A 12,737-nucleotide genomic window follows, 5' to 3' on the forward strand; every position below is an offset into this window, starting at 1 on the left:
GCGTACGCAACCGTTTGTTCAAAAGCTTTTTAATATCCTTCGATCCGTTTAATTTTGCACCAAATTTTAAAAATGGCTAAAAATCCTGCGGATAGTTTAATTGTGATGACAGAGCTGGTTTTACCAAATGATACCAATACATTCGGCAACCTTATGGGAGGGCGTTTAATGTACTGGATGGATATTGCCGCTGCTCTTTCTGCACAGAAACATGCTACCCTTCCGGTAGTTACCGCATCAGTTGATAATATTTCCTTTGAAAATCCCATTAAACTGGGGAACGCGGTGCACATTGAAGCCAAAGTGACCCGGGCCTTTCACACGTCCATGGAAGTGCACCTGATGGTGCATGGAGAAGACCTGGTAAACCGTTATCGTTATAAAAGCAATGAAGCCTATTATACTTTTGTAGGACTGGACCCGCATGGCAAGCCGGCGGCCGTACCTTCCATTGAGCCGGTCACTGACCTGGAAAAAAGCCTGTTTGACGGGGCATTACGCCGCAGGCAATTGCGCCTGATCCTTGGTGGTAAAATGAAGCCCAACGATGCAATTGAATTGAAAGCTATATTCGGCATTTAACCATCCGGTAATCTTATAAGAAAGACTGCTTCCGTTTATATTAAAATTGCCGGACCCACCGCGCATAAGATTGCAGGAAATTATTCAATAACTCCTTTAATTGATCGCTGATCATATTACCCTGCTCATCAAAACAACCCGCAATATTGCTGATATAAGCTTCCGGCTGCTGCATCACAGGAACATTTAAAAACACCATCGATTGTCTTAAATGATGGTTGGCTCCAAAAGCACCTAAACCACCGGGAGTTACACTGGCTACAGCGCCCGGTTTTCCATTCCAGATACTTTTCCCGTATGGCCGGGATCCCACATCAATGGCATTCTTCAGCAAACCGGGCACAGAACGGTTGTACTCCGGTGTTACAAAGATCATTCCGTCCTTTTCCCTCATTGTATCTCTGAAAACCTTCCAGGCATCCGGCACTGCTTTTTCAAGATCTTCATTATACAGCGGAAGCTCTCCTATTTCCACAATTTTCAGTTGCAGGCCTTCCGGAGCCAGCCGGATCATTTCCCTGGCCACTTTGCGATTGTATGATGCTTCCCTGAGGCTTCCTACCAGTACGGCAATATTCTTTACGCTCATGCTTGAAATCTTTCTTTAAAATTAATTCATCACCGGCAACTACGCAAAATTTCAAACGGTAAATTGCTTTTTTCAAAAGGCAAATGTTTATATTAGCCATCCGAAAAAATGTATATATCCGGTAAGAGCAGAATCTTTCTATTGCCCCTGGTAAAATGAGCATTCTGCATATACATTCCTGTCCGGCCATTAAAACAAATAAAAAAATACTGATGCAACTTGCTATCATCAATGGGCCCAATCTGAATTTGCTGGGTAAGCGCGAGCCAGGCATTTATGGTAATGCCAGCTTTGAATCCTTTTTTACAGAACTGAAGAATCATTTTCCGGACATTCAATTTCATTATTTTCAGAGTAATATTGAGGGAGAGCTGGTGAATGCGCTGCAAAAATTCGGGTTTGATTGTGATGGCATTATCCTGAACCCTGCCGCCTATACCCATACTTCCGTTGCAATTGGCGATGCCATTGCCAGTATAAAAGCTCCTGTTATTGAAGTGCACATCAGCAATGTGCACGCAAGGGAAGATTTCAGGAAAATATCGCATGTAAGCGCAAAAGCCGTGGGTAGCATTATCGGGCTCGGATTAAAAGGCTATGAACTGGCCGTGCAATATTTTAAAGACGCTCCCACCCAAACCCGATCTTCTTTATGAGCACCCCGAAACAGGCCTCGCTTTTCAGCTTAACGGTTATTGTAGCTGCACTGGGCTACTTTGTAGACATTTATGATCTTTTGATCTTTGGTATCATCCGTATTCCCAGTTTAAAGGAGCTGGGCCTTACAGCCGATGCGATTACAACAGAGGGAGAATGGATCTTATCCGCACAAATGACGGGCCTTCTGCTTGGCGGCATACTCTGGGGTGTTTTGGGCGATCGCAAGGGCCGTGTAAAAGTATTGTTCGGCTCTATCCTCATCTATTCAATCGCCAACATTTGCAATGGCTTTGTACAGAATATCCCCCAGTATGTTATCATCCGTTTTTTTGCCGGCATCGGCCTTGCGGGCGAACTGGGCGCCGGCATTACCCTGGTGGCAGAACTGCTGCCCAAAGAAAAAAGAGGCATCGGCACTTCTCTTGTTGCAGGTTTCGGCGTGCTTGGCGCAGCGATTGCGTTCTTAATAAAAGAAACCTTTCACTGGCGCACCTGTTATTTTATCGGCGGAGGGCTGGGGATCCTTTTGCTGCTGTTGAGAATATCAGTGCTGGAATCGGGCATGTATCATCAAATGAGCAAATCCAATGTGCAGAAGGGCAACCTGTTTATGTTATTCAGCAATAAGGAACGGTTTACCAAATACCTTAAAAGCATCTTTATAGGGCTGCCTACCTGGTTTGTGATCGGCATTCTGATCACCTTCAGCAATGAGTTCGGAAAACATTTCGGCATCAGGGAAGACATCGATCCGGGTAAATCGATCATGTATGCTTATATAGGACTGGCAATAGGCGATATCAGCATCGGGCTGGTAAGCCAATGGCTGAAAAGCAGAAAAAAAGCGCTTTACCTTTTTTACGCACTTACCATTATTTCCATAGTCCTGTTCTTTGCCATACAGTGGAACGGCTCTGCAGCGGGTATGTACATGCTGTGTTTTTTGCTGGGATTTAGTATTGGCTTCTGGGCCATTTTTGTAACGGTAGGAGCAGAACAGTTTGGCACCAATCTGCGTGCCACAGCCGCTACAACCGTCCCCAATTTTGTAAGAGGGCTGCTTCCGCTTATTATTTTCATTTTTAAAGAAATACGGGAGCTGAATAATGTGGGCTATGTCAATGGCGCCATCATTACGGCTGCTATTGTGATGATCGTTTCCACCGTTTCCGTCATTACCCTTCCGGAAACCTTTCATAAGGACCTGAATTATGAAGAAGTCTGATTATAAGGGGACCAGGGATAATAACGCCCGCTGAATCCTCTGACGAACGCAGACCTTCCATCCCTCTTCTGCGAAGTTCCCTGCCTCGCCGGCAACTATGCTGTACACACAACTTTTTTCTCATATTACCTGGGCTTGTACAATAATTGTGATTGTTGTCTTTATTGAGTTGCGGAGTATTGATACAATGACAAACCTTCAACTCTTCTATTTTTTTCAACCTTTTGCCAATCGCCACAAAAGGCTTGGCCAAAAGAACGCTCCGCCTTTTGGCCTCCCACACACATGAAGATTCTAATTGAAAAGCAACTCCCAAATGCTAATGAAGGGGCAGGCAGTAGACTCTTCTGCCGGGTTGTTGTACAGTCAGTACTTCCCTACTTTTTTACAGGAATGGTTTGTTAAAAAGATAAACATCCGTTGTGTAAAAAAGAGGCGCTTTGAAGCCGATTGGCTGCAGTAGTTGCAATTGTGTTCCGGAATTGAAAAACAAGAAAAAGCAGCGCATAATAATCAGAAACGCTTATATCTGTTAGCAAAAGATATGTATACCGGATAGCTCGCCTGCAGGCAGGCGCGTTTTTCTGCAGGAACCTTTAATACTGACTACAGAAATCAACGATCTGCTTCTCATCAATATCTTTCATACATTTAAAATGCCCCAGGGGGCATTTTGGCAGTCCATATTTTGAGCAGGGGCGGCAACTGATCGTAACGCCGGCTACCAGTGAGTGATCAATTTTATAGGGCTGTACGCCCAGCAACTCCGGAATGGTGCTACCCCATATAGATGCGATCGGTTTATTAAACGCTTCCGCAATATGCGTAAGCCCGGTATCAAAGCCGATGACCGCATCTGCTTTAGCCACCAGGAATACTGATTCGTCCAGCGATGTGCTGCCACAGGCATTAAATACTTTATCGCCTGCAACATCGGCCACATATGTTCCGTTTTCTTTAACATCATTGCCGCCTAAAAGCACTACGGGCTTGTTCAGCCGCCGGCAAACAGCAACGATCTTATCATTGGGCATCCTTTTGGTAAAGTGCGCCGCACCAATAATAAAAGCAATATACCCGCCGGCATGTACAGCAGGTAAAAGCGCATTTAAATTATATGCTTTTTTTATAAAATAATCAATAGGCTTATTGTCATTTTTGATCCCCAGCGGGGCCACTGCCTTTAAATAGCGATCCACCAGATGCACCGGCGGTAATAACTGCCTCCTCAATTTAAGGCTCAGCCACTTTTTTATCGTTTGTTTATTATAGGTATATGATTTCAGTCCTGTTTTTAATTTGATAATGGCTGTGCGCAGGTTGCTGTGCAGGTCTACCAGACAATCATACTGCTCCTCCCGGATCTCCCGGATGGTAGCATCCAGCGTATCTTTCAGCAGCAGCAGTTTATCTACATAAGGGTTGCCTTCATAAATATACCTGAAAGCAGGCTTGGTCAGAAAATGCACCTCTGTTCCGGGCAGTTGCTCTTTCAGGCATCGTACAACGGGCGTTGTGTAAATAATATCGCCCATTGAACTGAACCGGATCACTAATATCTTTTGGGGCTGCTGCATTTATTTACCAGTACGTATTTTTTCAATAATAGCACTGCTGGATATGCCAGGCAAAAAAGGCATCAATTCCACTGCTCCGCCGTTTTCCAGCACTTCCTTTGCACCGGCAATCTGCTCTATTGTATAATCAGCAGATTTTACCAGCACATCCGGCATTAATAATACGATCAATGAACGGGGTGTTTCCTCTTCAAATAAAACGATCGCATCTACAAAGAATAAAGCAGCCAGTAAACAGGCACGATCGTCCTGTCCGATGACCGGACGTTCCGGGCCTTTCAATTTTCTTACAGAACTATCTGCATTCAGCCCTACGATCAGCCGGTTGCCGCAGGCCGCCGCCCGGGCAAGGGATTGTACATGCCCTGCATGCAAAATATCAAATACGCCGTTTGTAAATACCACTTTTTTACCAAGCGCTTTCCATTCGTTACGCTTTCTGAGGGCATCTTCTGCGGAAAGTATTTTTGCTTTTATTATCTTTTCCTGTTCGGATAACATTTCCCTATTTTTTATTTTGGGCGGCAATTGCCGCTATTTCATCAATGGTTACAGCTACGCTGCCCACTTTGCTTACTGCCACTGCAGCGGCATAATTGGCCAGCTCACAGGCCGTTTTAATATCCAGGCCGATAGCCAGGAAATATCCCAGCGAAGCAAAAACCGTGTCGCCTGCACCTGTAACATCAAAGACTTCATTGGCTTTTACCGGAAAATTATGGTACTCTTTTTTTGAGATCAGATCCAGGCCTTCTTCTGATTTGGTTACCACCAGGTAGTTGCACTTTATTTTTGCAAGCATTTTTTTTGCAATAGCGTCCAGCTCCTTATCATTGGCGATCCCCTCTACAACAGCGGCTTCTGCCAGTTCCCTTTTATTAGGCTTTATAAGATATGCCCCGGAATATTTTTCATAATACAATCCTTTGGGATCTACTATTACTTTTTTCCTTTTCTTGGTGCACAGCCTGATCAGCTTTTGAGTAAAGGAAGGCGATAATACGCCCTTATTATAGTCAGAAAGCAGCACCATATCCGCCGCCTCCAGTTCTTTTTCAAGTCCCGCCAGCAGTTGTTGCTCCAGGGCGCTGTTCATATTCTCCGTTACCTCCTTATCCACCCGCAGCAGTTGGTGATTGCCTGCCATCATCCGCGATTTAATGGTGGTAGGGCGGCCAGGATCTACCAGGATACCGGCCGTATTGATCAGTTCATCATCCAGTTGTTTCACCAATGCCCTTCCCGCATCATCATTGCCCACCAAACCGCCTATGGCAACCCGGGCATTCAGTTGCAGCAGGTTTTGTGCAACGTTGCCTGCTCCACCCGGGGTAACCGTTTCATTCTTTGCGCTTAACACGGGCACGGGTGCTTCCGGCGACAGCCTTTTTGCTGCGCCCCATATATAATGATCCACCATCAGATCGCCCACTACTAAAAGGGCCGGCCGCTTTTTTGATCGTATGACGGTTTTCAATACCTCCTTTATTCCCATAACTACTTGTAATTTCAGCAAAGTAACGTTTTAATGGGAGAAAATCCATGTTCCCGGGCGCATTGTCCAGGCTATTCAAAAATTATTTTTACAGTAGGGCATTAATGATTAATTTTTCAGAAAATATTGTTCCATGCCTTTTAAGAGATATATTTTAATCCCTATCCTATATATGACCCTTTTTACTGCCTGCAGCCGAAAAGACAAGAACAGCAATGTAACAACATCTGCATTGACAACACAGCACTTACTGGCAGATTCTCTATTCCTGTATGCAAAGCAGATCTATTACTGGAATACCGCATTGCCTGACCAGACAGCATTTCAACCGGACGGCTATGTGCAAAGCGATACCTTGAGCGGCTTGCAGAGTGAGTTGCTGGCTTTAACACGGTATCCCAAAAACCCGGCTACAGGTTTGCCCTATGAACAGGCGATCTATTATGATGATACCGGGGTGGCCCGAAATGACAATACGCAATGTAAATATTCTTATATTGAAAAAACGGCGGATCTATACGGTGGGGGCCTCACTTCTGTGATTGCTGACCCCCAAAAAACCGGAACCCTGAAAATGACACTGGACGGAAAGGAAAATGAACTGGGTTTTGCCATAGGCTTTATACCAGTTTCCCTTTCCGCTGACACGAAGGAAAAGATCCCTTATTCCGATAAAGACAGCTCCGTTGCATATGTCCGTTTTGTAACAAAAGGATCACCGGCCTATAATGCCGGTTTAAGAAGAGGGCAGATCATTTCAAAGTTCAACGGCAATAGATGGAGCTACGATAATAATTCTGCTCAAATTACCAATGCGCTTAACGGGTCTTCGATTACCTTAACAATTTATAAACCCAGTAAAGACTCTTCCTGGGATATCAGTTTCTCTAAATCCCTGTATACCTTCAACCCGGTATATAAAGACACGGTGCTGAATATTGCAGGAAAAAAAATCGGCTATATCGCCTTTAAATCTTTTACCAGCCCCGCCAACGCGCAACCCGCGCTTGATGAAAGTTTTGGTAAATTCAATGGAATTACAGACATCGTGGTAGATCTGAGGTACAACGGTGGCGGTTATGTGGAAACAGCCACGTATTTTGCCAATCTTCTTGCGCCTGCTTCGGCCACAGGAAAAGTTTTATTTGCGGAATATTATAACCAGCTTATGCAACAGGGTCAGGCCACCCTGCTGAAGAACCAACCGGTATATGATGACAACAACAGTCCCAGAGATTATACCTATTTCGACATCGACTACTCTGTCAGCAAGAATACTGCTAAAATAGCCAAAACAGGAAATGTGAACAGCAGCAGCACTATCAAGAATATTTACTTTATTGTGAGCAGTGCCACTGCTTCTGCCAGCGAGCTGCTGATCAATTGTCTCCGCCCCTATTTTAACAGTGTCTATCTTATTGGTGCAGCCTTCAGCGATGACGGAACAAAAACCTATGGCAAGCCCGTGGGCTTCTTTGAGATCCGGCTTGGCAAATACAGTGCTTTTTTAGCCAATTTTGAAACCAAAAACGCCAGTCAGCTTGCAGGCACACAAACAGACAGTTATTACGATGGAATGACCACCAATCTGCAAAAGTTTGACGATGTGCGCTATGATTTTGGTGATCCGAATGAGCTCTGCCTCCTGTATGCAATAAGACAGATTACAGGAAACAGCAGCTACATTCCGGCACAATCCCAATCACGGGCGGCATTTTCGGGTATCTCATCCAGTGATGACAATATCCGGCTTCCGATCGGCCACGGTATTGGTACCGTTACCACGATACATGATATGATTACCACCCCTGATCAAAAAAGTATCAGGCGCTGAACAGGGCGATCATTTACTTTAATGGTTTAAAGAATCCTTCAAAACAGAAGGATTGGCTTTTTCTACGGGTTTTACCGGCCGCTCCAGCCTGGGATCCCTGGTATTACGGTCTTTTAACACATCCTTTGCAGCGCGCTTATCAGCCTTTTTACCCTGCCGGCAGTTCTTTTTCTTTTTTGAGCACCGGGTTTTAGACACAGCAGCCCTCTGCTGCTTTGAATCCTTAATTATTTTTTTGTTACTGATATTATCCGGATTGTTTCTCCGGTTGGCCAACTGTTCCTTTAAAGCTTTGCTGGCAGATTTTGCTGCACCACTATCTGATTGGGCAGCTCCGGCTACGGAGAATGCACAAAATAAAACAGCTATAACAATAGTTTTCATAATCTTTTTTTTAAAGATGCATTGGAGTGGCCGGTTACTCTTTCAGTTTTGTTAAATCTGTTGATACCGCCAACCATGCCATCATGCCCATGCCTATTTCAATAGCATTCTCATCAATATCAAAAGTTGGGGTATGCACACCGGAAACAATCCCCTTTTCTTTATTCATGACACCCAGGCGATAGAAACAACCGGGGATCTGCTGGGTGTAATATCCAAAGTCTTCAGCACCCATCCGTATTTCTGTTTCTTCTACCCGTTCATGGCCCCAATACTCTTTTGCCTGCTCCAGTGCCTGCCCTGTTAATATCTCATTATTATAAACGCTCGGATAGCCAACATCTATGTGAAGATCCAGCGTTCCTCCCATTCCTCTCACCAGGTTCTCAGCAATGCTCCGGATGATCTCATGCGCCTCAAAACGCCAGGCTTCATTCAGCGCACGGAAGGTTCCCTTTAGTTTCACTTCGTTGGGGATCACATTAGTAGTGGTTCCTCCATTAAAGGCAGTTATTGACAGCACTGTAGGATTTTGAGGGTTATTTCTCCGGCTGATCACCTGCTGCAAAGCCACCACCAGGTGCGATGCAATCAGGATCGGGTCAATACATAAATTGGGTGCTGCGGCATGCCCCCCTTTTCCTGATATGGTAAAATACAATTCATCCGCACTGGCCATCACCTTTCCGCCTCTGAAGCTTAGTTTGCCTACCTCCAGCCCCGGATGCACATGCAGCCCCAATATAGCTGCCGGCGCAGGGTCTTCCAACACCCCCTCTTTGATCAAAAGACTGGCACCACCCGGGTTTTTTTCTTCACCCGGCTGAAAGATAAGCTTTACCGTACCTTCCCATTCCTCTTTTGTCTGGCTTAATATTTTTGCAGCGCCCAGCAAGCAGGATGTATGCACATCATGCCCGCAGGCATGCATCACCTCTTCGTTAACGGATTTATAAGGCACTTCATTTAATTCCTGTATGGGTAATGCGTCAATATCCGCCCTTAGTGCAATGATCCTTGCATCCGGGTTTTTTCCCCTGATGAGGCCCACCACACCAGTAGTGGCCTTTATTTCAAAAGGAATGCCCAGGTTGCATAATTGCTGCTGAATATATTTTGAAGTTTCAAACTCCTGGTAGCTCAATTCCGGATGCGTGTGCAAATGACGCCTTACGGCAATAAATTCCGGGGCGTACTGTTTAGCCAGCGATTGTATTCTTTTGATCATCCGGCAAAAATAACTGATAAACCAATGATACGGAAATCCTGACAGCATACGCATCAACCTATAAAAACCCGCCACAAATGCACGAATAATAATAAAAAAAGGTTCCCGGTCAGAATAACACCAATAAGGCGCCTTTAGCTACTATTTTTTTAGCGTTTTGAAACAATTCGCCCCCATTGATCGGAATTCGTGACAGATGTATGCGTCTGCCATTATTGCTTTTAAATAGAAACAGGCACTACAAACTATCTGATGAAGCAGTGGCCTCAGGGTTTACCTCAACCACATCGTTCATTAAAAAAACACCACCGGGGAAATAAGGCGCCAGCTTCTTTTGATAGGCCTGCGCGTCCTGACGGGAGGTAAAATTCCCCACTTTTACCTTATAATAAGGCGACTGGTGCCACATATAGGGCTTGAGCTCCGGGAAGGAGGAGTAGATCTTTGTGCGTGCCGCTATTGCTTCCTGCTTACTGTTGGTGCTGATTACCAATAAACGATAGCCCGGGGCGGTTCTACGCCTGGTGGAGTTACGGGTAGACACATCATTTACATCCGCCTGCTTTTTAAGCAGCAGATCCACCCGGGCATCCTTGTAAACATTTACAGATGCATGATCCGATTGCTGCGCATACAAGCCCGATGAAAGCAATAATAAAAAGGCGGAAATAAGATTCTTCATATTTTTCTACCGGTTAAAACTGAATGATTAGGCGTCAACTCCGTTCCTGATAACTTTTCTATTAATAGAATAGAATCTATTATAAAAAGTTGCATGCAAATATAATGCTACAATAAATAGATTTTGCCGGTTTCAGAAGTTATAAAAACAAAATAAAGGTTAACCGGCTGATTACGAGCCGATCTGTCTCCTCTCATTCCGCTCTCCAACTATCGTGAACCCATGGCTGAAATAGTTCTGAGAACAACGGGCATAAAGCTTATAGTTTCGTCAGAAGCATATCCTCCGCTCACTGACCGCGCTGTCAACCATACTTTTAATATAATATTTATAATATTGCGGCGCTACGCACTTTTGGGGACTGTAGTGGTTTTACTGCTGTTACCATCCTGCCGCAGGCGGGAGTTCACAACAGCATTACAGGAGGTTTGAAAGCCCGCTTTATTTACAAAAACGGGAGGGCTTTTTCTTCTTAAAGAAAATTGGCGGGAAAAAATTAAAACGAATATAATTTATAGGGACAGGCTTTTTCATTTTCCGGCAACATTTGCGAAAATTAATCTGAAAAATTACGGTTTAAAGAATTGTTGGCAAATTGTTGGCAAATTTGGATAAAAAAGAAAAGGCTCACTTTCGTGAACCTTTCCATCTGATTGATCATCAGAGCCCCAGGCGGGACTTGAACCCGCACGGACATTGCTGCCCACAGGATTTTAAGTCCAATCAATAACTTAATCCCATTATAATCTACTTTATCTAAATTTCACCTAACTGTTTGATTGCCAATATTTTTAAAAGAATTTACGAATTTCGTTTAGCACCTTTATAGGTCGTTTAACCGTGGTTTATGTGCAAATCTATGTGCAAATTCTCCGGAGAATTTTTTAATTCTCAAAACAAATAGCGATGTTGACAGTTACAATTATTTTAGACACCCGAAGGGTAAAGAAAGAGAACAAATATCCAAATTGCGCCTTTATGAAAAAGGGGTAAGGGAATACTATCCCCTTATCTATGATCTTTCGATACAGGACTATGAGAAACTTTCTGCTTCCCATATTAATGCTGATCTTCAAAAAATCCGCGATGATTTAGAGACGATAGAAGTAAATGCAAAAAAAGCGGTTAAAGAGATCAAACCATTTGATATAAAAATATTTGAACAAAATTTTATAAAAAATCATCCTCTCTTTAAACAGAAAAAGAAGAAAATCGTAGAAGAAGAAAATGCGTTTGAATTTGATTTTACCCCTTACGAAAAAAGGTTTCGTATTCTTAAAGAAGTCCCTTTAAGCACAGATCACATTTCTGCTACATACAAAAAGGTAATTTTGGGTTTAATAGAAGAAAAGAGAATTGGATTGGCGTTGACAACGGATGGCAAGCTTGTCGGACAATATGAGAGTATGTACCAGGCTGGAAAGGTTAATGGCTTTAATGGACGAGCAATTGCTGCTGTCGCCAGTGACAAAAAGGGTTATCTTTTTAAGGGGTTTGTCTGGCAACTGAGCAAGCGAAAAACATTGAAACGGGATACCTTGCCCCTAAAAGAAGAAAAAGACATCATTAATAGAAGTCTAATGAAAAAGCTGGCGATAAAACGAACTCCAAAATCTTTACCGGCTATATTGGATCTGTCTGTGAAAACCCGTCCTGACGAGCGATGGAAGGATATTCCGGGTTATGAAGGGCTTTATATGGTTTCCAGTCAAGGAAGGGTAAAGGCTTTAAAAAAGGTGTCTGATGGGAAACAACATAAGTGGTACCCAGAAAGAATAAAACAACTGACTGTCGAGGTAACGGAAGAACCCTCCGGAAAAATCAAAACAACCACACCGTTGGTAACTTTATGCAAGGACCACAACAAGAAAACCGTGCAGGTCGCACGTTGGGTCTATTTTTTATTTGTTGATTCCTTTAATATTAAAGATGCTACGCTGAGGGTATATTACAAGGATGGGGATAATCGAAATATTGATTCGGGTAATCTTGAACTAAAAAATGCGGCATGGAGCATCAATCGTATGCACCGGTTACATGTTTAATATTTTCCGAAATGAAATAGCTTCCTGTATTTTGATCTGTTTTATTTTTCCTGGACTTGACCAGGTCTGGGATTTTTTTATCCAGGAATAACGGTGCAGCTTAAAAAGCGTTTCGTAATAAAATGGGGGAGCTGTTTTATGATTCCATGAGGTCTATGAAAACATTCTTTAAAAGCGCAAAAAATAATTTTGGAATCTGAAATAGTTTTGTATTTTTAATTCGAATTTGAAATAAACACCTCAAAACAATAAACGCATGTATAAAAAAGAAACCTTAAACCACTAAGACAAACTGCCTAACAGGTATTGAAAAATGTTGTAGAACAGAACTGAGCTGCTGATTATCATTTTCAACATTTTAACGGCAAAATAAATCAGAAGTAAATTTCTAAACGCCCTGTCATAATTGAAGGGTAATATTTATGTGCATGTTGTT

Annotated in this window: 12 protein-coding genes; 5 read left to right on the forward strand and 7 right to left on the reverse strand. The window is 43.4% G+C overall.

The genetic code is table 11. The annotated features are described in order from the left end of the window. Positions 1-72 precede the first annotated feature (72 nt). Positions 73-582, forward strand: a complete 510-nt coding sequence (locus A8C56_RS09990; protein ID WP_067755254.1) for an acyl-CoA thioesterase — start codon at positions 73-75, stop codon at positions 580-582. A gap of 40 nt (positions 583-622) precedes the next feature. On the opposite strand, the gene A8C56_RS09995 is transcribed toward A8C56_RS09990, so the two are convergent. Further along, positions 623-1,171 carry an NADPH-dependent FMN reductase gene (locus tag A8C56_RS09995; RefSeq protein ID WP_067755256.1) on the reverse strand — a complete coding sequence of 183 codons (549 nt, stop codon included), beginning with the start codon at positions 1,169-1,171 and terminating at the stop codon, positions 623-625. A 212-nt stretch (positions 1,172-1,383) separates the two neighbouring features. Between A8C56_RS09995 and aroQ the strand changes: the two genes are divergently transcribed. Next, complete coding sequence (gene aroQ / locus A8C56_RS10000; protein ID WP_067761844.1) at positions 1,384-1,827, forward strand: type II 3-dehydroquinate dehydratase; 444 nt, start codon at positions 1,384-1,386, stop codon at positions 1,825-1,827. Then, the gene (locus A8C56_RS10005; protein WP_067755259.1) at positions 1,824-3,056 is read left to right on the forward strand and encodes an MFS transporter; all 1,233 of its coding nucleotides are present in this window, start codon (positions 1,824-1,826) and stop codon (positions 3,054-3,056) included. Before aroQ ends, A8C56_RS10005 begins: the two co-directional genes overlap by 4 nt. 596 nt (positions 3,057-3,652) lie before the next feature. On the opposite strand, the gene A8C56_RS10015 is transcribed toward A8C56_RS10005, so the two are convergent. Genes A8C56_RS10015 through rfaE1 form a run of 3 tightly spaced genes read right to left on the reverse strand, consistent with a single transcriptional unit; the run spans position 3,653 to position 6,149 of the window. Beyond that, positions 3,653-4,633, reverse strand: a complete 981-nt coding sequence (locus A8C56_RS10015; protein WP_067755266.1) for a glycosyltransferase family 9 protein — start codon at positions 4,631-4,633, stop codon at positions 3,653-3,655. Then, positions 4,634-5,134: a D-glycero-beta-D-manno-heptose 1-phosphate adenylyltransferase gene (gene rfaE2 / locus A8C56_RS10020; protein WP_067755269.1), complete on the reverse strand. Its 501-nt coding sequence runs from the start codon at positions 5,132-5,134 to the stop codon at positions 4,634-4,636. Positions 5,135-5,138: 4 nt separating this feature from the next. Beyond that, the gene (rfaE1, locus tag A8C56_RS10025) at positions 5,139-6,149 is read right to left on the reverse strand and encodes a D-glycero-beta-D-manno-heptose-7-phosphate kinase (RefSeq protein ID WP_157097942.1); all 1,011 of its coding nucleotides are present in this window, start codon (positions 6,147-6,149) and stop codon (positions 5,139-5,141) included. A 151-nt stretch (positions 6,150-6,300) separates the two neighbouring features. Between rfaE1 and A8C56_RS10030 the strand changes: the two genes are divergently transcribed. After that, positions 6,301-7,962 (forward strand): S41 family peptidase, encoded by a 1,662-nt coding sequence (locus A8C56_RS10030; RefSeq protein ID WP_067755275.1) that lies wholly within the window; start codon positions 6,301-6,303, stop codon positions 7,960-7,962. 18 nt (positions 7,963-7,980) lie between these two features. Here A8C56_RS10030 and A8C56_RS10035 read toward each other — a convergent pair whose 3' ends face one another. From A8C56_RS10035 to A8C56_RS10045, 3 genes are all read right to left on the reverse strand, one after another. Then, positions 7,981-8,346, reverse strand: a complete 366-nt coding sequence (locus tag A8C56_RS10035; protein WP_067755278.1) for a hypothetical protein — start codon at positions 8,344-8,346, stop codon at positions 7,981-7,983. Positions 8,347-8,380: 34 nt separating this feature from the next. Then, positions 8,381-9,574, reverse strand: coding sequence for a M20 metallopeptidase family protein (locus tag A8C56_RS10040; RefSeq protein WP_067761846.1), 1,194 nt, complete (start codon positions 9,572-9,574; stop codon positions 8,381-8,383). A 238-nt stretch (positions 9,575-9,812) separates the two neighbouring features. Next, entirely contained in the window at positions 9,813-10,256 is a 444-nt protein-coding gene (locus A8C56_RS10045; RefSeq protein WP_067755281.1) for an SPOR domain-containing protein, read from the reverse strand. Positions 10,257-11,224: 968 nt separating this feature from the next. Here A8C56_RS10045 and A8C56_RS10050 point away from each other — a divergent pair. Beyond that, the gene (locus A8C56_RS10050) at positions 11,225-12,301 is read left to right on the forward strand and encodes an NUMOD4 domain-containing protein (RefSeq protein WP_067755284.1); all 1,077 of its coding nucleotides are present in this window, start codon (positions 11,225-11,227) and stop codon (positions 12,299-12,301) included. Positions 12,302-12,737 lie beyond the last annotated feature (436 nt).

Source organism: Niabella ginsenosidivorans, from assembly GCF_001654455.1.
Classification (GTDB): domain Bacteria; phylum Bacteroidota; class Bacteroidia; order Chitinophagales; family Chitinophagaceae; genus Niabella; species Niabella ginsenosidivorans.